The sequence below is a fragment of the Metabacillus crassostreae genome (assembly GCF_016908395.1).
GTDB classification, from domain to species: domain Bacteria; phylum Bacillota; class Bacilli; order Bacillales; family Bacillaceae; genus Metabacillus; species Metabacillus crassostreae.
Map to the genome: position 1 here is coordinate 1 of NZ_JAFBDU010000004.1, position 23394 is coordinate 23394.

Consider the following 23394-nt stretch of genomic DNA (forward strand, 5'->3'; position numbering starts at 1 on the left):
AAGCCCCCCTCAAGATGAGATTTCCCATAGCGTAAGCTAGTAAGATCCCTGAAAGATGATCAGGTTGATAGGTCTGAGGTGGAAGCGCGGTGACGTGTGGAGCTGACAGATACTAATCGATCGAGGACTTAACCTAAATAGAAAAGCGGAAGAAGCCCGCTTAAATCCATAGGGAATTGGAGCGATCGAGTAGAAGTTGTTCTTTGACTTCGTCCGAGAGAGTGAAATTACCGTAGGATTTGGCTTCTGTAGCTGGACAAAATAAGAGCGAAAACTTAGTTGAATTGAATTGTACAATCGTTATCTAGTTTTGAAGGAATATAATATTCCCGAAGACTCTGTAAAGAGTAAAAGGGTTTCGAGGAACGAACAGTTCAAGGAATCGATAGAGGAGACACCGGAGCGTACTTTTAGTACGTGAGGATGTTGACGAGCATCGATGACGCAGAAATGTGAAGTTCATCGGAAGCCGTAAACCATTTATTTGGTGATGATGGCGAAGAGGTCACACCCGTTCCCATGCCGAACACGGAAGTTAAGCTCTTCAGCGCCGATGGTAGTTGGGGGTTTCCCCCTGTGAGAGTAGGACGTCGCCAAGTAAAGAATGAAAAGAGATCAGTAGAGATACTGGTCTTTTTTTGTGCGTGAAAAAGGTCAAGAGAGATCATACTATTGATTAAGCTAGAACGAGATTATGTATAAAGGTAGAGACTAAAAACATAACATGCCGAAATTCGAGCATGTTATGTGATAAACATGAATGTCATTTCTCTTATTATAGAAAACATCACATATAGAATAGAAAGGTCAGTAGAAATACTGGTCTTTTTTGTTTGTAAAAAAGAATTAATATAGTAAGTTAATAATAATGAATTTATAAAACTATATACTCTATATTTTTCTTCTAGAAAATAACAAACAAAAAAAGTAGGTGCACAGATGAAAGTTAAAGGTATTAATCATTTATTATATTCCGTATCTGATTTAGATAAATCGATCGAATTTTATAAAGAGGTTTTTGATGCAAAGCTATTAGTTAAGGGAGTGTCAACTGCTTATTTTGATTTAAACGGATTATGGCTTGCTCTTAATGAGGAAAGTGATATTCCACGTAATGAGATTAAACATTCTTACACTCATTTAGCATTCACGATTGAAGATAAGGATTTTACAGCTATTTATAACAAATTGGTTGAATTAAAGGTGAATATATTATCAGGTCGTGAGAGAGATAAACGAGATAAGAAATCTATATATTTCACTGATTTAGATGGACATAAGTTTGAGTTTCATACTGGTACTTTACAGGATCGATTAGATTATTATCAAAATGAAAAAACTCATATGCAATTTTATAATTGAGGTTATCGTACAAGGTGCTATACTTCATTATTCCTTCTGTTGCTTGTTAACACTATAGTGGAGCGTAATGAAATGATTTCAATTCTACTAACTTAAAGTATAAAAAACAAGCAACAATCAAATACTAAATTTATTTCGTAGAAAAGCACAAGGGAATTTGTCAGATGTTGTTGATTTTGAGGGTAGTAATTGTTACTCTATATAAACTAAAGTGAAGACAACTATCTACATATTATTAATAGCAAGGGAATTCTATAATGATTTATACATAATCAGGATCAGATAAAGGGAGTAGAAAAGATGACAAGGAAACCAAGTAAGAAGAAATTTATTGTTGAAGAAAATGAAACAATTGATGATTGCTTGCAAAGAATGAGTGATGAGGGCTATTTTCCTGTGAGAAGAACGGAGCAGCCGATTTTCAAGGAAGAAATGAGAGAAAATATGGTAGAACATGTACCGTGTGGTAGAAAGATCGTTTTTGAAGGGAAGTTAGTGTAAAAGACGAACATTAAATTATATATTAAATAAATCGTTCGATTTTACGTTGACATCGAATAGCTTCATTGTTAATATAAAACATGTAAATAATTAATTAACGGTAACCTCATATAAAATTGGGAATATGGCCCAGAAGTTTCTACCCGCTGACCGTAAATCATCGGACTATGAGGGAAAGTGTAAGTATAAACGATTCGGTATTTAGTTAGATCCGAGCCCGATATACTAGCTTTCTCTTTTTTTATGAGAAAGTTAGGTATCGGGCTATTTTTATAGGATGAAGATATGTAAAAGGTGGGGAATAGATTGGATCCGGTTGTTGGAGTTATTATGGGAAGTACATCTGATTGGGAAACAATGAAGCATACTTGTGACATACTTGATGAATTAAATGTTCCTTATGAAAAAAAGGTAGTTTCTGCTCATCGTACTCCTGATTATATGTTTGAATATGCTGAGACTGCTAGAGATAGAGGCTTAAAGGTTATTGTTGCTGGTGCGGGTGGTGCAGCACATTTACCAGGAATGGTTGCAGCAAAAACGACGTTACCAGTTATCGGAATACCTGTTCAGTCAAAAGCATTAAATGGTATGGATTCATTGCTTTCCATTGTTCAGATGCCTGGTGGTGTACCAGTTGCAACTGTAGCAATTGGTAAGGCAGGTGCTACAAATGCAGGCTTGTTAGCAGCACAATTTCTCTCAGCGTTTGATGAGCAATTAGCAGCTGTATTAGATAATAGAAGAAACGAGCTACGTGTAAAGGTACTAGAAAGTAGTGATGAGCTTGAATAAGCAAATTCTACCTGGTCAAACAATAGGAATCATTGGTGGCGGTCAATTAGGCCGGATGATGGCGATTGCTGCTAGACAGCTAGGTTATAAGATTGCTGTGCTAGATCCAACAGAGGATTGTCCTTGTGGTCAACTAGCAGATATAGAGATTACTGCGAGTTACGATGATTTAGCTGCTATAAAAAAATTAGCGAGCGTAAGTGATGTGATCACATACGAATTTGAAAATATAGATTATACAGCACTGAAATGGTTAGAGGAGCATGCATATCTTCCTCAAAAAAGCTCTTTATTATTATTAACTCAGGATCGTGAAACTGAGAAGGCTGCCATCGTAAATGCTGGCTGTGAAGTAGCTCCTTACCGAATTGTTCATAAAGAAGCTGAATTAAATGACGCTGTAGAGCTTCTTCAATACCCAAGTGTGCTTAAAACGTGCAGAGGTGGCTATGATGGTAAAGGTCAAGTTGTTCTCCGTTCAGAGCAAGATTTAGTAGAAGCAAACCAATTACTTAACCAAGGAACGTGTATTTTAGAAAAATGGGTTCCTTTTGAAAAAGAAATTTCAGTTATTGTGACAAGATCTGTTAGTGGTGAGACAAAAACATTTCCGGTAGCTGAAAATATTCATAAAGACAATATTTTATATCAAAGTATTGTACCAGCTCGTGTTGAAGAAGAGGTTATTTCTAACGCTGAAAAGCTAGCAATTAAGCTTTCACATAGCTTTGAATTAGTAGGGACACTAGCAGTTGAAATGTTCTTAACGGAGACTGGGGAGCTTTATATTAATGAATTAGCTCCACGTCCTCATAATTCGGGTCATTATTCGATTGATTTATGTGAAACAGATCAGTTTGAACAGCATGTTCGTGCAATTTGTAATCTACCATTGGGTCATACTACATTAAGAAAAAGTGGTGTGATGGTGAATTTGTTAGGTGACGATTTATCGGTGGTTAATGAACATCTTTACTTATTAGAAAGATCTAAGCTTCATCTTTATGGTAAGAAAGAGCCAATTGCTAAGCGTAAGATGGGGCATATCACGATTATGAGTGACGATATAGAAGAAGAATTAAAACAGATTGATCAAATTTGGGGTTTAAAATAGGACGGAGGCAAATCAATGATTGAGCGTTATACTAGACCAGAAATGGGTGCAATTTGGACAGAAGAAAACAAATTCAAAGCATGGTTAGAGGTTGAAATTCTAGCATGTGAGGCATGGGCAGAGTTAGGTGTTATTCCTAAAGAGGATGTTGCACTTCTTCGTAAAAATGCATCATTTGATGTGGATCGTATTAATGAAATTGAATTAGAAACTCGTCATGATGTTGTTGCATTTACTAGAGCAGTTTCTGAAACTCTTGGAGAAGAGCGTAAATGGGTACATTACGGATTAACGTCAACAGATGTAGTAGACACAGCTCTTTCTTATTTATTAAAGCAAGCAAATGACATTCTATTAAAAGATATTGAGAACTTTGTGCAAATTTTAAAAGAAAAAGCTCAAGAACATAAATATACAGTGATGATGGGCCGTACTCATGGTGTTCATGCAGAGCCTACTACTTTTGGTTTAAAGCTTGGTCTTTGGTATGAAGAAATGAAGCGTAATTTAGATCGTTTCAAGCGTGCAGCAACTGGCGTAGAGTTTGGGAAAATTTCTGGAGCAGTTGGAACATATGCAAACATCGATCCTTTTGTTGAAAAATATGTTTGTGAAAAATTAGGTACACAACCAGCACCAATTTCAACTCAAACATTACAACGTGATCGTCATGCAGAATATATGGCAGCTATCGCATTAGTTGCAACATCTATCGAAAAGTTTGCTGTAGAAATTCGTGGATTGCAAAAAAGTGAAACTCGTGAAGTGGAAGAAGCATTTGCTAAAGGTCAAAAAGGATCTTCTGCAATGCCGCATAAACGGAACCCTATCGGCTCTGAAAACATGACAGGTCTTGCACGTGTGATTCGTGGCTATATGTTAACAGCTTATGAAAATGTTCCATTATGGCATGAAAGAGATATCTCACATTCATCTGCTGAGCGTATTATCTTACCAGATGCTACGATTGCTCTTAACTATATGTTAAATCGTTTTGGAAACATCGTGAAAAACTTAACAGTATTTCCTGAAAATATGAAGCGTAATATGGATCGTACACAAGGGTTGATTTACTCACAACGTGTGTTACTTGCTTTAATCGATACAGGTATGACAAGAGAAGAGGCTTATGATCTTGTTCAACCAAAAGCGATGGAAGCTTGGGAAAAGCAAGTTCCATTCCGTGGACTTGTTGAAGGCGAAGAGAAAATCACTTCTCGCTTATCTGCTGAAAAAATAGAAGATTGCTTTGATTATAACTACCATCTAAAAGGTGTAGACGCAATTTTTGAACGTCTAGGTCTTTAAAACAGAAATAGCAAGGGTCTAAGATAGCCCCTTGCTATCTATTTGATCAAAAAACTTGGTTAGAAAATGTAACAGTATCATCATTTTTACAGTGAATGTTCCCAAAATTCTGTTTAGGAGGGCTTTTATGAACACAGAAAAGCTTGAATTACTATACGAAGGAAAAGCAAAGCGTATTTATAAAACAAATGAGCCTAATATTTTACTAGTTTCTTATAAAGATTCTGCTACAGCGTTTAATGGTGTGAAAAAGGAAGAAATTACTGGTAAGGGTCGTCTAAACAATGAGATTTCGACATTGATTTTTGAAAAGCTTACAGCAAACAATATTGAAAATCACTTTGTAAAAAGATTATCTGAAACAGAGCAGCTTGTGAAATCAGTAACCATTATCCCACTTGAAGTTGTTGTGAGAAATGTTGTAGCAGGAAGTCTTTCTAAACGGACTGGCATTGAAGAGGGAACAGAAATTAAAAACCCACTTGTTGAGTTTTACTATAAAGATGATGAATTAGGTGATCCGTTACTTACTGAGGATCATATTGCACTTTTAGAAGTAGCAACACCTGAGCAAGTAGAAACCTTAAAAACACTTGCTAGAAAAGTAAATGACGTGCTAAAAGCACATTTTCAAGCTTGTGATGTTCGCTTAATTGATTTTAAGCTTGAGTTCGGAATCACTGAGGATGGAACCATTATTTTAGCTGATGAAGTTTCACCAGACACATGTCGTTTATGGGATATCAATACAAACGAAAAATTTGATAAAGATGTTTTTAGAAGAGATATTGGCAGTTTAACAGATGCATATGAAGTTATTTTAACTAGACTTGGAGGACAATCAACATGTACAAAGTAAAAGTTTATGTCACGTTAAGAGAAAGTGTATTAGATCCACAAGGAACAGCTGTTAAGAGTGCTTTACACAGTATGTCTTATAATGAAGTGCAAGACGTTCGTATCGGTAAATATATGGAATTAACGATTGAGAAATCTGATCGTGATTTAGATGTAGCTGTTCGTGAAATGTGTGAAAAACTACTTGCTAATACAGTGATTGAAGACTTTAGCTATGAGGTACAGGAGGTTGTCACAAAGTGAAATTCGCTGTGATCGTTTTCCCTGGGTCTAACTGTGATGTAGATATGTATCATGCGATTAAAGATGAGCTTGGTGAAGAAGTAGAATATGTTTGGCATGATGAAACAGATTTAAGCCAATTTGACGGCATTCTTTTACCAGGTGGATTTTCATATGGAGATTACTTACGCTCTGGAGCTATTGCTCGTTTCTCAAACGTAATGAAGGAAGTAGTTAAAGCAGCTGAAGCTGGTAAGCCAGTTCTTGGTGTGTGTAATGGATTCCAGATTTTATTAGAAGTAGGATTACTTCCGGGTGCTATGAAAAGAAACGAAAATTTAAAGTTTATGTGTAGACCAGTTCATTTAAAGGTTGCAAATAATAACACTGCCTTTACTTCAGCTTATGATAAGGATGAGATCATCTCAGTTCCTATCGCACATGGAGAAGGGAATTATTATTGTGATGAAGAAACACTTCAAACGCTTAAAGAAAACAATCAAATTGTGTTTACGTACGAAGAAAATCCAAATGGCAGTTTAGTAGATATTGCTGGAATTACAAATGAGCGCGGAAATGTATTAGGGATGATGCCACATCCTGAGCGTGCAGTTGATGAATTACTTGGAAGTGCTGACGGATTAAAATTATTTCAATCGATCGTGAAAAACTGGAGGGAATCTCATGTCACTACTGCTTGAACCAACTAACCAGATGATTAAAGATGAAAAAGTTTACAGACAAATGGGTGTAAGTGATGACGAGTTTGCTCTGATTGAAAAAATTATTGGTCGTTTACCAAATTACACAGAAATCGGTATTTTCTCTGTTATGTGGTCTGAGCACTGTAGTTATAAAAACTCTAAGCCTATTTTAAAGAAATTTCCTGTTACAGGTGAAAAGGTTCTACAAGGACCTGGAGAAGGAGCGGGGATTGTCGATATTGGTGACAATCAAGCGGTTGTTTTCAAAATTGAAAGTCACAACCACCCTTCAGCTATTGAGCCATACCAAGGTGCTGCAACTGGTGTTGGTGGGATTATCCGTGATGTATTCTCAATGGGAGCAAGACCTATTGCTATTTTAAATTCTTTACGCTTTGGAGAACTAAAATCTCCACGTGTGAAGTATTTGTTTGAAGAGGTTGTTGCTGGGATTGCTGGGTACGGTAACTGTATCGGAATTCCTACAGTAGGTGGAGAAATTCAATTTGATGATTCTTATGAAGGAAATCCTCTTGTTAACGCTATGTGCGTAGGGTTGATTAATCATGAAGACATTAAAAAAGGCCAAGCAAAAGGTGTTGGCAACACAGTTATGTATGTTGGTGCCAGAACTGGTCGTGATGGAATTCATGGTGCAACATTCTCTTCTGAAGAGTTAACTGACGATTCTGGTGCAGATCGTTCAGCGGTACAGGTTGGAGATCCATTTATGGAGAAGCTTTTATTAGAAGCTTGCTTGGAAGTTATTAAAAATGATGCGTTAGTTGGAATCCAAGACATGGGAGCAGCTGGATTAACAAGTTCATCAGCAGAGATGGCAAGTAAAGCTGGTTCTGGTATAGAAATGGACCTTGATCTTATTCCACAACGTGAATCAGGAATGACTCCTTATGAAATGATGCTTTCTGAATCTCAAGAAAGAATGCTACTTGTTATTGAAAAAGGCAGAGAGCAAGAAATCGTTGACCTTTTCGAGAAATATGATTTAGAAGCAGTATCAGTTGGGAAAGTAACAGACGACAAAATGCTTCGTCTTTTCCATAAAGGTGAAGTAGTATGTGAGCTTCCAGTTGACGCGTTAGCTGAAGAAGCACCTGTTTATCATAAGCCTTCAAAAGTACCTGCGTACTATGAAGAGTTCCAACAAATGAACGTAGCACCTATTTCAGTAGATAACTATAAAGAAACACTTATTAATCTATTAAAGCAACCAACAATTGCAAGTAAAGAATGGGTTTACGATCAGTATGATTATATGGTTCGCACAAACACAGTTGTTGCACCAGGTTCAGATGCTGCCGTTGTTCGTATCCGTGATACAAAGAAAGCTTTAGCTATGACAACTGACTGTAACTCTCGTTATCTTTATTTAGATCCAGAGGTTGGTGGGCAAATTGCTGTAGCAGAGGCTGCTCGTAATATTGTATGTTCAGGTGCAACACCACTTGCGATTACAGATAACTTAAACTTTGGTAATCCTGAAAAGCCTGAAATTTTCTGGCAAATTGAAAAATCAGCAGATGGTATTAGTGAAGCTTGTCGCGTGTTAGATACACCAGTTATTGGTGGAAACGTATCTTTATACAATGAAACAAACGGAACAGCAATTTACCCAACACCTGTAATCGGTATGGTTGGTTTAATTGAAGATACAGATTATATTACAACGCAAGACTTTAAAGAAGCTGGAGATCTTATCTATTTAATCGGTGAAACAAAGCCTGAGTTCGGTGGTAGTGAGCTACAAAAGCTTACGTACGGTAAAATCTTTGGTCAATCTCCAGAGCTTGATTTAGCAAAAGAAAGAAAAACATTAGATCAGCTATTATCAGCGATTCATGCAAAAACTGTAGCATCAGCACATGATGTTTCAGAAGGTGGAGTAGCTGTTGCACTAGCTGAGCCATTATTTGGTGGTAAAAACTTAGGAGCTGAAGTGACACTTACTGGTGATGCAACAGCAGCACTATTCAGTGAATCACAAACTCGTTTTATCATTTCAGTGAAAAAAGAAAACCAACAAGCATTTGAACAATTAGTAGATGCTGTATGTATTGGTGAAGTAACTGATTCTAATAAGCTTGTTATTAAAAACACAAACAATGAAACTCTTGTAGATGCATCTGTAGAAGAACTTAAGGCTGCATGGAAAGGGGCTATCCCGTGCTTACTGAAATCAAAGGATTAAATGAAGAATGTGGTGTCTTCGGAATTTGGGGTCATAAAGACGCTGCTCAAATTACGTATTATGGCTTACACAGTCTACAGCATAGAGGTCAAGAAGGTGCAGGGATTGTTACAACTGATGGTGAAAAATTAACAAGTGCAAAAGGTCTAGGTCTGATTTCAGAGGTTTTCGCTAATGGAAGACTAAATGAATTATCAGGTAAGGCAGCTATTGGTCATGTTCGTTATGCAACGGCAGGTGGGGGCGGTTATGAAAATGTTCAGCCCCTTTTCTTTAAATCACATAGTGGTGGCTTAGCGCTTGCTCATAACGGTAATCTTGTGAATGCAACACAGCTTAAGCATCAGCTTGAGAGCCAGGGAAGTATTTTCCAAACAACTTCAGATACTGAGGTGTTAGCACATCTTATCAGAAGAAGTGGCTATCAAGATATGAAGGAAGCTGTGAAAAGTGCATTAACAGTCATTAAAGGAGCATATGCTTTTTTAATCATGACAGAAACGGAAATGATGGTTGCGCTAGATCCTAATGGACTACGCCCATTGTCTATCGGAGTTTTGGGAGATGCTTATGTGATTGCTTCTGAAACATGTGCATTTGATGTAGTTGGAGCAAAATATGAAAGAGATGTTCAACCAGGTGAATTATTAATTATTAATGACGAAGGAATTCGCTCTGAGCGTTTTTCAATGAATATTAATCGTTCAATTTGTAGTATGGAATACATCTATTTCTCTCGTCCAGATAGCAATATTGATGGAATTAATGTTCATACAGCACGTAAAAACTTAGGCAAACGTTTAGCCGTTGAATCTGAGGTTGCTGCTGATGTTGTGACAGGTGTACCTGATTCAAGTATTTCTGCTGCGATTGGATTTGCTGAATTAACAGGCATTCCATATGAGCTGGGATTAATCAAAAACCGTTATGTTGGCAGAACGTTTATCCAGCCTTCACAAGAATTACGTGAACAAGGTGTGAAAATGAAGCTTTCAGCTGTTCGTGGTGTTGTAGAAGGAAAACGTGTTGTTATGGTTGATGACTCAATTGTCCGTGGAACAACAAGTAAACGAATCGTAACAATGCTTCGCGATGCAGGTGCTAAAGAGGTTCACGTTCGTATTAGTTCACCACCTATTGCAAATCCTTGCTTTTACGGAATTGATACATCAACACATGAAGAATTAATTGCATCAAATCATTCAATAGAAGAAATTCGTGAGCTTATCGGTGCAGACAGTCTTGCCTTTTTAAGTGTAGAGGGATTATTAGAAGGAATTGGTCGTCCATATGAAGGTGAATTCAAAGGACAATGCTTAGCATGCTTCACAGGTCGTTATCCTACTGAAATTTATCCAGATACAGTTTTACCGCACGAAAAAGCTTAAATAGAAAAGCGTAAGCCAAAATGTTTTTACAATAATAAAAAATTGATAGGAATCGATATTTCGATTCCTGTTCTACATTAGATGAGAGTTTGTTCTATTTACTAAGGTTTCTTAAGGAGGAAGCAGGCATGTCTGACGTTTATAAGCAAGCTGGTGTCGACATTGAAGCAGGCTATGAAGCTGTTTCAAGAATGAAGAAGCATGTTGAAAAAACAATGCGTTTAGGTGTAATGGGTGGTCTTGGCGGTTTTGGTGGAATGTTTGATTTAAGTGAGTTAAATTATAAGAAGCCAGTACTTGTGTCTGGTACAGATGGTGTCGGGACGAAGTTAAAGCTTGCTTTTATGGCTGACAAGCATGATTCCATAGGTGTTGATGCTGTTGCTATGTGTGTCAATGATATATTAGCTCAAGGCGCTGAACCATTATTTTTCTTAGATTATTTAGCGTTAGGTAAAGCAATCCCTGAGAAAATTGAGCAAATCGTTAAAGGAATTGCTGATGGTTGTGAGCAATCTGGTTGTGCTTTAGTTGGTGGTGAAACGGCTGAAATGCCTGGGCTATATGAAGAAGATGAATATGATGTGGCAGGATTTTCTGTAGGTGTTGTTGAAAAAGACAATATTGTAACAGGACAAAATATTGAGCCAGGTCATGTATTAATTGGCCTTTCATCAAGTGGTATTCATAGCAATGGTTTCTCATTAGTGCGTAAAGTTTTATTAGAAGATCAAAAGCTTGATTTACAAAAAGTATATGAGCCTTTTACTGAAACGTTAGGTGAAGTGCTACTCACACCAACGAGAATTTATGTTAAACCAGTTCTTGATGTAATTAAAAAATATCAAGTTGATGGTATGGCACATATTACTGGTGGCGGTTTTATTGAAAACATCCCAAGAATGTTACCAGAAGGAACAGGTGCTGAAATCGATTATGGTTCATGGCCAATTCCGAAGATTTTTGATTTCTTAAAAGAACAAGGACAGCTAAAAGGTGAAGATCTATTTAATGTCTTTAATATGGGAATCGGTTTTGTTCTTGCGGTTAAAGAAGAGCTTTTACATGATGTTATTGGACAATTAGAGGAAAATGGTGAGAAGGCTTATATAATTGGCCGTGTGACAAAGGGTACTGGTGTGACATTTGGTGGAGGCTCGATTGCATGAAAAAACTAGCTATTTTTGCATCAGGAAATGGCAGCAATTTTCAAGCAATTTTTGATTCGATAAAGCTTGGTGAAACAGATGCAGAGATTAGTCTTGTTGTTAGTGATAAACCACAGGCTGGTGTGATTGAGAGAGCTCAATCAGTCAATGTTCCTGCATATTGCTTTATTCCTAAAGAATACGAAACAAAAGCAGATTACGAACAGGCAATCTTGTCTGTTTTAGAAAACAACAAGATTGATTTTGTGATTTTAGCTGGGTATATGCGGTTAATTGGTGATACTCTTTTAAACGCCTACGTAAATAGAATTGTCAATATTCATCCTTCCTTATTGCCTGCATTTCCTGGGAAAGATGCTATAGGACAAGCATTTCAAGCTGGTGTAAAGGTAACAGGTGTTACGGTTCATTTTGTTGATGCAGGAATGGACACAGGCCCGATTATTGCCCAAAAAGCAATTGAGATTGAAGCTGAAGATACAATAGAAGCTATAGCTAAGAAGATCCATAAAGTTGAACATATGTTATACCCTAAGGTTATTAAAGAATTGGTGTCAAAATAAAGCTAGAGGTGGAAAAAATATGTCAGTGAAACGTGCGCTTGTTAGTGTGTCTAATAAAGAAAATCTAGTTCCTTTTGTAAAAGAGTTAATCGATTTAGGTGTTGAGGTTATCTCAACTGGTGGGACGAAATCATTACTTGAGGAAAACGGATTAAACGTAATCGGTATTTCTGAAGTAACTGGATTCCCAGAAATTATGGACGGACGTGTGAAAACACTACACCCTAATATTCATGGTGGATTATTAGCTGTTCGTAACAATCCTAGTCATATGGATCAATTAAAAGAAAACAACATTGAAACAATAGACTTGGTTGTTGTGAATCTTTATCCATTTAAAGAAACGATTTCAAAGCCTGATGTTGAGTTCCAGGATGCAATTGAGAACATTGATATCGGTGGGCCTTCAATGCTTCGCTCTGCTGCAAAAAATCATGAAGATGTAACAGTTCTTGTTGATCCTCAAGATTACAGTGCAGTTTTAGAAGAATTAAAAGCTTCTGGAGAAGTTTCATTAACTCAAAAGCAACGTTTAGCAGCAAAGGTATTTAGACATACAGCTGCATATGACGCTTTAATTGCTGAATTTTTAACAAATAAAATTGGTGAAGAAGATCCAGAAACAGTTACATATACGTTTGAGAAAAAGCAATCTCTACGTTATGGTGAAAATCCTCATCAAAAAGCAACGTTCTATCAAAAGCCATTTGTTCCAGTAGCATCAATTGCAAATGCAAAACAGCTTCATGGAAAAGAGCTTTCCTTTAACAATATCAAAGACGCAGATGCTGCATTACAAATTGTTCGTGAATTTAATGAACCAGCAGCAGTTGCTGTTAAGCATATGAATCCATGTGGAGTTGGTGTTGGTACATCAGTATTTGAAGCATTTACTCGTTGTTATGCTGCAGATCCAACGTCTATTTTTGGCGGAATTGTTGCTGTTAATCATGAGGTTGATGCCGAAACAGCTCACAAGCTTCATGAAATTTTCTTAGAAATCGTTATTGCTCCATCATTTAGCCAAGAAGCATTAGGTATTTTAACAAGCAAGAAAAATCTTCGTTTGTTAACAATTGATGTAACGGCAGCTTCTAAGGCAGATATGCAGCTTCAATCAGTTCACGGTGGTTTACTAGTACAAGATGAGGATACACTTTCACTTGATGATGTAGAAGTAACCATTCCAACAAAACGCGAGCCTTCAGAAGATGAGTGGAAGGATCTTAAGCTAGCTTGGAAGGTTGTTAAGCATGTTAAGTCAAATGCAATTGTACTAGCAAAAGATGAAATGACAGTTGGTGTTGGTGCTGGTCAAATGAATCGTGTTGGCGCGGCGAAAATTGCGATTGAGCAAGCTGGTGAAAAAGCACAAGGTAGTGCATTAGGCTCTGACGCATTTTTCCCTATGAGTGATACAGTTGAAGCGGCTGCTAAAGCTGGGGTTACAGCTATTATTCAACCAGGTGGATCAATTCGTGATGAAGATTCTATTCGTATGGCTGATGAATATGGAATTACAATGGTCTTTACAGGAGTACGTCATTTTAAACATTAAGAAGAGGTGTAAAGCATGAAAGTACTGATTATAGGACAGGGCGGACGTGAGCATGCACTTGTTTGGAAAGCCGCACAAAGTAAGCTTGTAGAGGAAGTATTCGTTGCTCCAGGAAATGATGGAATGAATGAATTTGCAACAAGAGTAGACATTAGTGAAAATGATAATGAAGCTTTATTAGCTTTTGCATTGAAAGAAGAAATTGGTTTAACAATCGTCGGACCTGAAGTACCTTTGTTAAACGGGATTGTCAACGACTTTGAAGAAGCTGGCCTTAAAGTATTTGGACCAACAAAAGAGGCTGCTCTTATTGAAGGAAGTAAAAACTTTGCAAAAGAATTAATGATTAAATACAATATCCCAACTGCTGACTACCAAACATTCACAGATGTTGAGCAGGCAAAAGGATATATTAATGAAAAAGGTGCACCAATTGTTATCAAAGCTGACGGATTAGCTGCTGGTAAGGGTGTAACCGTTGCTGAAACTCTTGATGTAGCATTAGAAAGTGTCACAGACATGCTAGAAAATGAAAAATTCGGTGATGCATCAAGCTCAGTTGTTATCGAAGAATTTCTTGCTGGTGAAGAATTTTCATTAATGGCATTTGTTAAAGGTGAAAAAGTCTACCCAATGGTTATAGCGCAAGATCATAAGCGTGCATATGACAATGATGAAGGACCAAACACTGGAGGAATGGGTGCATATTCTCCAGTTCCACAAATTTCTGAGACTGTGGTCCAAACAGCTGTTGAAACCATCTTAAAACCAGCTGCAAAAGCTCTTATCAGTGAAGGACGCTACTTCACAGGCATTTTATATGCGGGTCTTATCTTAACGTCAGAAGGACCAAAGGTTATTGAATTTAATGCAAGATTTGGTGATCCTGAAACACAGGTAGTATTACCAAGACTTGAGTCTGATTTAGTTGAATCACTTTTAGCCATTCTTAATGATCAGCCAGTTGAACTTAAATGGTCTTCAAAAGCTGTTTTAGGTGTTGTTCTAGCTTCACAGGGTTATCCTAATGATTATGAAAAAGGTCAACCAATTGGAAAGTTAACAGAAAAAGCAGACGATGCCGTTATCTTTCATGCTGGAACAAAAAAAGTGAATGATCAGTTTGTTAATAATGGTGGTCGCGTTTTAGTTGTATCAGGATACGGTGAAACAATTAGTGATGCACAAGAACAGGCTTATAAGCTAGTCGATCAAATTGCTTGTCCTGCTCTTTTTTATCGTAAAGATATCGGCAACAAGGCAATTAAGTCCGGCGTTTCTTCTTAATATAAGCAAAGCATAATGCGACAATCCCGCCGATTAGCGCAATAAAAATGAATGACATATCTGTTAAATATTCTAGAAACATAGTAATACCTCCATAATTTGGTTTTGAATTTGTATGGTGTAGGTTGCTAGCCGCTGCAGGATGCTCGCTTTCCGCAGGGTGGGCGGTGAGCCTCCTCGGCGTAAACGCCTGTGGGGTCTCACCTATCCCACTATTCCTGCAGGAGTCTCGCACCTTCCGTTACTAGCAACCTAAAAAGTTTTTTGTTTTTCTAATTAATAAAAATAAGAATTGAATTAAATGATAGTAGATTCTCTACTTTCAATAATATTTATCATTTATAAAGAAAAGGGGCTGGTGTTAACCAGGCCCGTTTTTTTATTGGATAAGAAAGTATGAAATTTCAGTACATAGTGCCTAGCTCCAACTTAAGGGAAAAATAAACAAATAGCTTAGGGAGCCAGCTATTCAAAGAGCGATTTTTCCTGCTTGTCGGGGCTGTTTAAGGTGCTTGTGCTTCTATTATTAAGAAGGATTGTATGACTCTTCAAATTCTTCCTCGTCCTCATCTTCATACTCATCGTCTTCATCTACAAAAAATGTTTCTGTGTTGTTTTCGAATATATATGTGATCGGACAGAAGCGGAGGATTCCTTCGCCAACTTTCATTGCAGCAAGAACGATCACGATGATATATGAATCTCTCCAAGGCTTTTTGCAATACTTGGATGTAGCCCAAGATAGTAGTGAAAGTCCACATGTGATTCTGATTAATGCGTTAACAATTCCAATGTTTGGTCTAATCATTATTACAATCCTCCCAGAAATTTGTCATGAAAATGCAATAAAACGTTAATGCGTTAATAATTTCCATATGTTAACATAGTAATAAGCTACAAACTACAAATGGAGGGTTTACTATGCCCGAAAAAAAATTCAGATGGAAAAACAGTACAATACGAAAACAAATTGATGTTTTAGCAAATAAAATAGCACCAACTGTTGTATTGAAAAACGCAACATATTTGAACTCTTATTTACGACAATGGATTAAAGCAAATATTTGGATCTTAGAAGATCGTATTATTTATGTTGGGAACAATTTGCCTGAAATCACGACGAATACTGAGGTAATAGATTGCTCAACAAAAGTCGTAGTACCAGGATATATTGAACCACATGCTCATCCATTTCAATTATATAATCCCCATACTTTAGCAAGTTATGTGTCACAAACAGGGACAACAACATTAATTAGTGATAATCTTTTTTTACTTTTACAATGCCAGAAAAAGAAAGCGCTTACTTTAATCGATGATTTAGAGAAGCAACATTTCCATTATTATTGGTGGGCACGCTTCGATTTACAAACAGAAGTCCATTCAGAAGAAAAAGTACTTTCCCATGACTTTGTGAAGAAATGGCTAGAACATGACTCTGTTTTACAAGGTGGAGAATTAACAGGATGGCCAAAGCTGGCCGATGGAGATGATTGGCTATTATACTGGTTACAAGAAACAAAGAGAAAGGGAAAAAGAATGGAAGGACATTTCCCTGGAGCTTCAGAGAATACATTAACGAAGATGAAGCTTTTCGGTGTAGATAGTGATCACGAATCAATGACAGGTAAAGATGTGATTAAGCGGTTGAAAATGGGCTATACAGCTGCTTTAAGACATTCCTCTATACGTCCTGATTTAGAAAAATTATTAAAGGAACTTGAGAATGAAGGGTTAGCAACTTATGATTTTTTGTATTACACAACAGATGGAGCAACTCCTTCTTTTTATGAAGAAGGAATGATTAATCGTTGTATAGATATTGCATTAGAATGTAATGTGCCTTCTATAGATGCGTATAATATGAGTTCATTTAACTTGGCAAAATATTATCAAATTGACGACCAAATTGGTGCAATAGCTCCTGGAAAAGTGGCAACACTAAATATTTTATCAAGCATTGATCAACCTGATCCAATAAGTGTTATGTCTAAAGGAGCATGGCTTCGTAAAGATAATGAAAAGATAGAAGTAAAACAAGAAATTAATTGGGGAGATTATGGGCTACAGAAGGCCGATATAAATTGGGAGCTAACAATAGATGATTTACAGTTTTCTATGCCTTTAGGTATGAAAATGAGAAATGCGGTCATCATGGAACCATACTCGATTACAATTGATGGATCTGCAAATGACCTATCGTATCAACATGATGAAAGCTTTTTAGCTCTTATTGATCGAAATGGTGAATGGAGAATCAACACCTTTATTAAAGGCTTTGCCAATAAAGTGCAAGGCTTTGCAAGCTCCTATTCAACAACTGGTGATGTCATTATTATCGGTAAAAATAAAAAGGAAATGGTATCAGCTTTTCGTCGGATGAAAGAAATCGGTGGTGGGATGGTTCTAACTGAAAATGATGAAGTGATCTTTGAAATGCCATTGCATTTAAATGGAAGTGCATCAAATGACAAGCTTACAGATGTGATTCACAAGCAGAAAGAATTGAACGCACTCTTAATTGAACGAGGCTATACATTTGATGATCCGGTTTATTCTTTGTTGTTTTTATCATCAACACATCTACCATATATAAGAATTACACCAAGAGGTATTTTTGATGTGATGAAAAAAACGGTACTCTTTCCATCGATAATGCGTTAAAATATAAAAGTGGAAAAAACGATAAGGTTGTGTTAATTTGTTTAAGGGAAAATTATCATTTATTATTCTTTCTATGCTCATAGTGAGTGCATGTAGTAATGATGAGGAAAAGACCTCCACTAAAGAAAAAGAACCAGTTCAAGTGAAGGAAGAACCGGTAGCAGTTGAAGTTGAAGAAAGCGTTTCATTTCCTCTAACAGGGTTAGAAGCAGAGGAACAAGAGCTGACTCAACGTCCTGTAGCGGTAATGATTAATAATCATCCTAGCGCAAGACCACAATCAGGTTTATACAAAGCTGATATTGTGTATGAAGTTCTTGCAGAGGGTAATATAACAAGATTTTTAGCGGTATTTCAAAGTGAAATACCAGATATTATAGGACCTGTTAGAAGTGCAAGGGATTATTATATTGACTTAAGTAAAGGTTTTAATTCTTTATATGTTAGTCATGGATGGAGCCCAGATGCAAAAGAGATGCTTGAAGCTGGAGAAGCAGACTATATAAATGGTCTGTTTTATGATGGCACTCTGTTTTGGAGAGCAGATCACCGTAAAGCACCACATAATTCATATATTTCAAAAGAAAACATTTTAAAGGGTGCAGATCAATTAGGTTATGAAGTAACTGCAGAAGTTGAGCCTTTTGAGTTTCTTTCTGAAGAAGATGTGGAAAAGGTACAAGGAGAAGCTCTGAACAAGTTTGTCATAAAATATGACAACTCCGCTACATGGCAAGCAACTTACGAGTATAATCAAGCTGAGCAAGCCTATATCCGTTATAGTGGTAATGAACAATCGGTAGATTTGGAAAGTGGAGAACCTGTTACATTAGCAAATGTGTTCGTTGTTGAGATGGAACACAGAATTATAGATGATTATGGTAGAAGAGGACTTAATTTAACTTCTGGAGGAAATGCAATTCTCCTTCAAAATGGAACAAAACAGGAAATACAATGGGAAAACCACGATGGACGAATCGTTCCTGTTAAAGACGGAGAAGTTGTGAAGCTAGCTCCGGGTAGAACGTGGATCAATATTGTTCCTGATTTATCGAAATCATTTATATCACAATCGCAAAATTAAAAGGAGAATGAATATGCAAATAGAAAAGCTACGTGGCAAAGAACTAGATCAGCTTTTTCAATCTGTTTTGTCTTTAAAAGATTTAGAGGAATGCTATCGTTTTTTTGATGATCTTTGTACAGTCAATGAGATTCAATCTTTAGCTCAAAGACTTGAGGTTGCTAGAATGCTGCGTGAAGGGTTTACGTATCATAAAATCGAAACAGAAACAGGTGCTAGTACAGCAACGATTTCTCGTGTGAAGCGTTGTTTGAATTATGGTAATGATGCTTACACAATGGCACTAGAGCGAGTTCATGGGGAAAAGGAAGTTGAAGAAGAATAGAAAGCTCATGTTGGTGTGAGTTTATATAGAGGGAGCAAGGAGCATTAGGTTGATAATGCTTCTTTTTTATTGTTATTTAAAATTTTAAATAACAAGTATTGTATTGGTACAGGGGTTGTGAAACATTTAAAGTGTTAGCAAACTTAATAAGTTGGTATTAGATAGAAATAAATCCGTTTCATTTCGCTGCAGACACTTGCTTTCCTCTGCGCCCGCAGGAGTCAAGTGTCTTCCGCTACATTCCACTATAGTGTACTTTACTAAGTTACAATCTTTGAAGAATAGCTCAAATAAAAGTCAGTTGCATATCTGTTATTTGTAGTTGAGATATTAGAAAGAAAAAGACAAGGTGGATAACAAATGAAAAAGTGTCTTGTTATTTCTTTAATGGTAATAAGCTTAATATTACTTTCACCAATTAGTTTGAAAGCGGAAAATGATAAATATCTACTTCCTGATGCATTTCTTACCACACTAACTACACATATAGACAATGCTGTAGTTGGTTATTATGGAGAACTTACTCAATATGCTCTTTATGATACAGAAATAATTAGCATAGAACGAACACAGACTGGTAGAGTCTTTAGTTTTACAGTAGTTATAAAAATATTCCCCTTTGAGAAAGCACACAACTATATTGGAGAGGATACATTAACTCTAGAAGTTGTACCTTCAGGTGTAAGTGTTACGAGTTATAAACATCAAAAATATAAATAGTTATTAATACCAAGTTGTTACTATTAAAAATTAAGAAAGTAATAGTAATTCTTTTTTCTTGGTTAAACATATGTGCGTCGTTGAATTTGTATCTTATTAACCTCAATACGTTGTAAAAAGTTGTGAATAATTTTATATATTGAATACTTAAAACTCTATCTCAGCACTATGTTGATTGTAGTGGAAGGTGTGAGACTCCTGCGGGAATGCGAGTCAGAGGGAGACCCCGCAAGTGCAAAGCACTGAGGAGGCTCCCGGACCGCCCGCGGAAAGCGAACACCTGCAACGGAAATCAACAGGCAAATTTAAGCGAGCTAAAAAAAGTAAGCCTGCTTTTGGTTGTAAAGTAATAGATTGTTTGCTCATAAAACTTTACCTTCTACTACAATGACCAAACTTAGCAAATTATCCATTTAATACATCTCTATTTAAGTTTTTGTGCCTACTAGTAATTTGCTATAATAAAGATTGGATGTTTTTGAATGGAGGAGTCCAGCAATGTATGATATTAACGAGTGGAAGCATGTCTTTAAACTCGATCCCGATAAAGAAATCAGTGACGAAGACCTAGAAAAAGTATGTGAATCTGGCACAGATGCCATTCTTGTTGGTGGAAGTGACAATATTACAGAAGATAATGTGTTAAACTTAATGGCTAGAATCAGACGCTATCTAATACCTTGTGTTTTAGAGGTTTCAACTGTAGAATCTATTCTTCCAGGCTTTGATTTATACTTTATCCCATCCGTCATGAATAGTAACAGTACAAAATGGCTGATCAATTTACACCAAGAAGCTGTTAAAGAATATGGAGAAATTATGAACTGGGATGAAATTGTAGTTGAAGGCTATTGCATATTAAATCCTGACTGTAAAGCTGCAAAGCTAACAGAAGCCGCAACAGATCTATCAATAGAAGATGTTAAAGCTTATGCCCGTGTCGCAGAAAACATGTTTCATTTACCAATCTTCTATTTAGAATACAGTGGAAAATTAGGAGATTTAGATGTTGTGAAAGAAACTAAAAAGGTATTATCAAATACTAAGCTATTTTATGGTGGAGGAATATCGTCTGCTGATGAAGCAAAAAGCTTTGCAGAGCATGCTGATGTAGTGGTAGTAGGAAATGTAATTTACACGGATTTGAAAGCTGCTTTACAAACCGTAGCAGCTGTAAAATAGAATTTTATGGTAAAACATTGAACATAGATTAGATAAAGGGTAAAATCAATTATAGAACATACGTTTGATTAAGGTGGTGGAGAAGTTGCAATTCCTATCAAATCAATTGCTTTCAGGTTTGAATGACATGCAACAAAAGGCAGTAAAAACAACCGATGGACCATTATTATTAATGGCTGGTGCCGGTAGTGGAAAAACCCGTGTTTTGACACATCGAATTGCTTATTTAATGACAGAAAAACAAGTAGCTCCTTGGAATATCCTTGCGATTACTTTTACAAATAAAGCGGCAAGAGAAATGAAAGAAAGAATTCAGGCTATCCTTGGACCTGGTGCTGATGATATATGGATTTCAACATTTCACTCAATGTGTGTAAGAATATTGCGTCGAGATAGTGACAGAATGGGTATTAATCGTAACTTTTCCATTCTTGATACGACAGATCAATTGTCTGTCATAAAAACAGTACTCAAAGAGAAAAATCTTGATCCTAAAAAATATGATCCTAGAGGTATGCTAGGTTCTATTAGTAGTGCAAAAAACGAACTAATTACACCAGAAGAATATGATAAATCGGCTAGTAGTCATTATGAGCAAATGGTGAGTGATGTTTATAGAGAATACCAAAAAAAGCTTCGTAAAAATCAATCATTAGATTTTGATGATCTTATTATGAAGACAATTCAATTGTTCCAAACTGTTCCTGAAGTCCTTGAATCTTATCAACGAAAATTTCAGTTTATTCATGTTGATGAGTATCAGGATACGAATAGAGCGCAATATATGCTTGTAAAACTATTAGCTGCACGCTTTAAGAATCTATGTGTTGTTGGGGATTCAGATCAGTCAATTTATCGCTGGCGTGGTGCGGATATTGCAAATATTCTTTCGTTTGAGAAGGATTACCCGAACGCTAGTGTAATTTTACTTGAACAAAATTATCGATCAACGAAATTAATTTTACAAGCTGCAAATGAAGTAATAAAAAATAATTCCAATCGTAAGCCGAAGAAGCTTTGGACTGAAAATCAGCAGGGTGCAAAAATTACTTATTATCGAGCTGACAGTGAATCAGCTGAAGGTCAATTTGTTGCAGGTAAAATCAAGCAGCTTGTTGATTCGGGTGAAAAGAAGCTTTCCGAAATTGCGATTCTTTATCGTACGAATGCACAATCTCGTATTATAGAGGAAGTTCTTCTTAAATCTAATTTGAATTATACAATTGTCGGCGGTATTAAGTTCTATGATCGTAAAGAGATTAAGGACTTGCTTGCTTATTTAAGATTAATATCAAATCCAGATGATGACATTAGTTTAACAAGAGTAATCAATGTACCAAAGCGTGGAGTTGGTTCCACTTCTTTTGATAAAATCGCGAACTATGCTATAAATAATGATTTATCTCTTTTCAGTGCATTATATGAAATTGAGCAAATTGGTGTAAGTGCTAAAGTAACAAATGCCATTATTGAGTTTAGAGAAATGATTAATAACTTAGTAAATATGCAGGACTATTTATCAGTAACAGAGCTTGCAGAAGAGATTATTGAAAAGTCAGGCTATCGTGAAATGCTTAAGCAGGAAAAAACACTAGAAGCACAAAGTAGATTAGAGAATATTGATGAGTTCTTGTCTGTGACACAGTCGTTTGAGAAAACAAATGATGACAAAAGTCTAATTGCCTTTTTAACTGACTTAGCACTTGTAGCAGATATAGACAAGCTAGAGGAAGATGATCAAGAGCAAAAGGATTCTGTTGTATTAATGACTCTTCACTCTGCTAAAGGTCTGGAGTTTCCCGTTGTCTTCTTAATTGGGCTTGAGGAGGGTGTTTTCCCTCATAGTCGTTCATTAATGGAAGAAGATGAGATGGAGGAAGAACGTCGTCTTGCTTATGTTGGAATAACTAGAGCTGAAAAAGATCTGTTTATTACAAATGCACAAATGCGTACACTCTTTGGTCGGACAAGCATGAACCCAGAGTCTCGCTTTATTTCTGAAATTCCTAGTGAGTTAATTGAGAATTTAAATGAAAAAGTAAAAGCTGCTGCTAAGCAATCTAGGCAGTCTACCTCATCACCTTTCAGTTCATCACGAACGTCTGAAAAACGTCCGCCTGTTTCAAGACCAATTGCTGCATCAACTGGTGGAGATGAAATTGGTTGGGCAGTTGGCGATAAAGCGGCACACAAAAAATGGGGTACGGGAACAGTTGTAAGTGTTAAAGGAGCTGGAGAAGGTAAAGAGCTAGATATTGCCTTTCCAAGTCCAGTTGGTATAAAGAGACTACTTGCAAAATTTGCTCCAATTTCTAAAGTTTAATAGAACCTAATATAACCATCATTCGTATATAAGAATGGTGGTTATATTGAACCTATGT

The 23394-nt window shown here is 36.5% G+C and carries 22 protein-coding genes, 2 rRNA genes and 1 riboswitch; of the genes, 22 read left to right on the forward strand and 2 right to left on the reverse strand.

Going from position 1 to position 23394, the window contains the following annotated elements; translation table 11 throughout:
* The 16 genes from JOC75_RS13565 to purD all read left to right on the forward strand — a co-directional run.
* Positions 1–136: ribosomal RNA gene (locus JOC75_RS13565) — 23S ribosomal RNA — on the forward strand; the annotation flags it as partial.
* A 347-nt stretch (positions 137–483) separates the two neighbouring features.
* Positions 484–599: ribosomal RNA gene (gene rrf / locus JOC75_RS13570) — 5S ribosomal RNA — on the forward strand.
* 340 nt (positions 600–939) lie between these two features.
* Positions 940–1362, forward strand: a complete 423-nt coding sequence (fosM, locus tag JOC75_RS13575) for a FosM family fosfomycin resistance protein (protein WP_204954586.1) — start codon at positions 940–942, stop codon at positions 1360–1362.
* A gap of 300 nt (positions 1363–1662) precedes the next feature.
* Positions 1663–1863: an NETI motif-containing protein gene (locus JOC75_RS13580; protein WP_204954587.1), complete on the forward strand. Its 201-nt coding sequence runs from the start codon at positions 1663–1665 to the stop codon at positions 1861–1863.
* Positions 1864–1949: 86 nt separating this feature from the next.
* A riboswitch (purine riboswitch) is annotated at positions 1950–2051 on the forward strand.
* Positions 2052–2169: 118 nt separating this feature from the next.
* Positions 2170–2658, forward strand: coding sequence for a 5-(carboxyamino)imidazole ribonucleotide mutase (gene purE / locus JOC75_RS13585; RefSeq protein WP_146950345.1), 489 nt, complete (start codon positions 2170–2172; stop codon positions 2656–2658).
* Positions 2645–3772, forward strand: a complete 1128-nt coding sequence (purK, locus tag JOC75_RS13590) for a 5-(carboxyamino)imidazole ribonucleotide synthase (RefSeq protein ID WP_204954588.1) — start codon at positions 2645–2647, stop codon at positions 3770–3772. Before purE ends, purK begins: the two co-directional genes overlap by 14 nt.
* 15 nt (positions 3773–3787) lie before the next feature.
* Positions 3788–5080 carry an adenylosuccinate lyase gene (purB, locus tag JOC75_RS13595; protein WP_204954589.1) on the forward strand — a complete coding sequence of 431 codons (1293 nt, stop codon included), beginning with the start codon at positions 3788–3790 and terminating at the stop codon, positions 5078–5080.
* Between the two features lie 127 nt (positions 5081–5207).
* Positions 5208–5939: a phosphoribosylaminoimidazolesuccinocarboxamide synthase gene (gene purC, locus JOC75_RS13600; protein ID WP_204954590.1), complete on the forward strand. Its 732-nt coding sequence runs from the start codon at positions 5208–5210 to the stop codon at positions 5937–5939.
* A complete protein-coding gene (gene purS / locus JOC75_RS13605; protein WP_204954591.1) occupies positions 5927–6181 on the forward strand; it encodes a phosphoribosylformylglycinamidine synthase subunit PurS in 255 nt (84 codons plus the stop codon). The genes purC and purS overlap by 13 nt, the downstream gene beginning before the upstream one ends.
* Positions 6178–6861 (forward strand): phosphoribosylformylglycinamidine synthase subunit PurQ, encoded by a 684-nt coding sequence (gene purQ / locus JOC75_RS13610; protein WP_204954592.1) that lies wholly within the window; start codon positions 6178–6180, stop codon positions 6859–6861. Before purS ends, purQ begins: the two co-directional genes overlap by 4 nt.
* A complete protein-coding gene (purL, locus tag JOC75_RS13615; RefSeq protein ID WP_204954593.1) occupies positions 6845–9073 on the forward strand; it encodes a phosphoribosylformylglycinamidine synthase subunit PurL in 2229 nt (742 codons plus the stop codon). The genes purQ and purL overlap by 17 nt, the downstream gene beginning before the upstream one ends.
* On the forward strand, positions 9049–10461 hold the full coding sequence (purF, locus tag JOC75_RS13620; protein ID WP_204954594.1) for an amidophosphoribosyltransferase: 1413 nt from the start codon (positions 9049–9051) through the stop codon (positions 10459–10461). The genes purL and purF overlap by 25 nt, the downstream gene beginning before the upstream one ends.
* A gap of 128 nt (positions 10462–10589) precedes the next feature.
* On the forward strand, positions 10590–11630 hold the full coding sequence (gene purM / locus JOC75_RS13625; RefSeq protein ID WP_204954595.1) for a phosphoribosylformylglycinamidine cyclo-ligase: 1041 nt from the start codon (positions 10590–10592) through the stop codon (positions 11628–11630).
* Positions 11627–12193, forward strand: a complete 567-nt coding sequence (purN, locus tag JOC75_RS13630) for a phosphoribosylglycinamide formyltransferase (protein ID WP_204954596.1) — start codon at positions 11627–11629, stop codon at positions 12191–12193. Before purM ends, purN begins: the two co-directional genes overlap by 4 nt.
* 19 nt (positions 12194–12212) lie before the next feature.
* Positions 12213–13751 (forward strand): bifunctional phosphoribosylaminoimidazolecarboxamide formyltransferase/IMP cyclohydrolase, encoded by a 1539-nt coding sequence (gene purH, locus JOC75_RS13635; protein WP_204954597.1) that lies wholly within the window; start codon positions 12213–12215, stop codon positions 13749–13751.
* A 15-nt stretch (positions 13752–13766) separates the two neighbouring features.
* Positions 13767–15038 (forward strand): phosphoribosylamine--glycine ligase, encoded by a 1272-nt coding sequence (gene purD / locus JOC75_RS13640; protein ID WP_204954598.1) that lies wholly within the window; start codon positions 13767–13769, stop codon positions 15036–15038.
* Here purD and JOC75_RS24365 read toward each other — a convergent pair.
* Positions 15016–15120, reverse strand: coding sequence for an EYxxD motif small membrane protein (locus tag JOC75_RS24365; protein WP_338036586.1), 105 nt, complete (start codon positions 15118–15120; stop codon positions 15016–15018). The genes purD and JOC75_RS24365 overlap by 23 nt on opposite strands.
* 444 nt (positions 15121–15564) lie before the next feature.
* The gene (locus tag JOC75_RS13645; RefSeq protein WP_239589477.1) at positions 15565–15846 is read right to left on the reverse strand and encodes a YgaP family membrane protein; all 282 of its coding nucleotides are present in this window, start codon (positions 15844–15846) and stop codon (positions 15565–15567) included.
* A gap of 113 nt (positions 15847–15959) precedes the next feature.
* Between JOC75_RS13645 and JOC75_RS13650 the strand changes: the two genes are divergently transcribed.
* From JOC75_RS13650 to pcrA, 6 genes are all read left to right on the forward strand, one after another.
* Positions 15960–17702, forward strand: a complete 1743-nt coding sequence (locus tag JOC75_RS13650; protein ID WP_204954599.1) for an adenine deaminase C-terminal domain-containing protein — start codon at positions 15960–15962, stop codon at positions 17700–17702.
* A gap of 37 nt (positions 17703–17739) precedes the next feature.
* Positions 17740–18786, forward strand: a complete 1047-nt coding sequence (locus tag JOC75_RS13655) for a DUF3048 domain-containing protein (RefSeq protein WP_239589478.1) — start codon at positions 17740–17742, stop codon at positions 18784–18786.
* Between the two features lie 13 nt (positions 18787–18799).
* Positions 18800–19111 (forward strand): YerC/YecD family TrpR-related protein, encoded by a 312-nt coding sequence (locus JOC75_RS13660; RefSeq protein WP_204954600.1) that lies wholly within the window; start codon positions 18800–18802, stop codon positions 19109–19111.
* Positions 19112–19471: 360 nt separating this feature from the next.
* Positions 19472–19831 (forward strand): DUF3888 domain-containing protein, encoded by a 360-nt coding sequence (locus tag JOC75_RS13665; protein WP_204954601.1) that lies wholly within the window; start codon positions 19472–19474, stop codon positions 19829–19831.
* A 498-nt stretch (positions 19832–20329) separates the two neighbouring features.
* A complete protein-coding gene (pcrB, locus tag JOC75_RS13670; RefSeq protein ID WP_204954602.1) occupies positions 20330–21013 on the forward strand; it encodes a heptaprenylglyceryl phosphate synthase in 684 nt (227 codons plus the stop codon).
* A gap of 85 nt (positions 21014–21098) precedes the next feature.
* Positions 21099–23336 carry a DNA helicase PcrA gene (pcrA, locus tag JOC75_RS13675; RefSeq protein ID WP_204954603.1) on the forward strand — a complete coding sequence of 746 codons (2238 nt, stop codon included), beginning with the start codon at positions 21099–21101 and terminating at the stop codon, positions 23334–23336.
* The last annotated feature ends 58 nt before the right edge of the window (positions 23337–23394 follow it).

What these genes read in the sequence shown, in the direction of transcription:
- purK (WP_204954588.1), top strand. Translation starts at nt 2,645, where the DNA reads ATGAGCTTGAATAAGCAAATTCTACCTGGTCAAACAATAGGAATCATT.
- purN (WP_204954596.1), top strand. Translation starts at nt 11,627, where the DNA reads ATGAAAAAACTAGCTATTTTTGCATCAGGAAATGGCAGCAATTTTCAA.
- pcrB (WP_204954602.1), top strand. Translation starts at nt 20,330, where the DNA reads ATGTATGATATTAACGAGTGGAAGCATGTCTTTAAACTCGATCCCGAT.
- JOC75_RS13650 (WP_204954599.1), top strand. Translation starts at nt 15,960, where the DNA reads ATGCCCGAAAAAAAATTCAGATGGAAAAACAGTACAATACGAAAACAA.
- JOC75_RS13645 (WP_239589477.1), bottom strand. Translation starts at nt 15,846, where the DNA reads ATGATTAGACCAAACATTGGAATTGTTAACGCATTAATCAGAATCACA.
- purS (WP_204954591.1), top strand. Translation starts at nt 5,927, where the DNA reads ATGTACAAAGTAAAAGTTTATGTCACGTTAAGAGAAAGTGTATTAGAT.
- JOC75_RS24365 (WP_338036586.1), bottom strand. Translation starts at nt 15,120, where the DNA reads ATGTTTCTAGAATATTTAACAGATATGTCATTCATTTTTATTGCGCTA.
- JOC75_RS13665 (WP_204954601.1), top strand. Translation starts at nt 19,472, where the DNA reads ATGAAAAAGTGTCTTGTTATTTCTTTAATGGTAATAAGCTTAATATTA.
- fosM (WP_204954586.1), top strand. Translation starts at nt 940, where the DNA reads ATGAAAGTTAAAGGTATTAATCATTTATTATATTCCGTATCTGATTTA.
- purB (WP_204954589.1), top strand. Translation starts at nt 3,788, where the DNA reads ATGATTGAGCGTTATACTAGACCAGAAATGGGTGCAATTTGGACAGAA.
- purC (WP_204954590.1), top strand. Translation starts at nt 5,208, where the DNA reads ATGAACACAGAAAAGCTTGAATTACTATACGAAGGAAAAGCAAAGCGT.
- purL (WP_204954593.1), top strand. Translation starts at nt 6,845, where the DNA reads ATGTCACTACTGCTTGAACCAACTAACCAGATGATTAAAGATGAAAAA.
- JOC75_RS13580 (WP_204954587.1), top strand. Translation starts at nt 1,663, where the DNA reads ATGACAAGGAAACCAAGTAAGAAGAAATTTATTGTTGAAGAAAATGAA.
- JOC75_RS13660 (WP_204954600.1), top strand. Translation starts at nt 18,800, where the DNA reads ATGCAAATAGAAAAGCTACGTGGCAAAGAACTAGATCAGCTTTTTCAA.
- purH (WP_204954597.1), top strand. Translation starts at nt 12,213, where the DNA reads ATGTCAGTGAAACGTGCGCTTGTTAGTGTGTCTAATAAAGAAAATCTA.
- purM (WP_204954595.1), top strand. Translation starts at nt 10,590, where the DNA reads ATGTCTGACGTTTATAAGCAAGCTGGTGTCGACATTGAAGCAGGCTAT.
- purD (WP_204954598.1), top strand. Translation starts at nt 13,767, where the DNA reads ATGAAAGTACTGATTATAGGACAGGGCGGACGTGAGCATGCACTTGTT.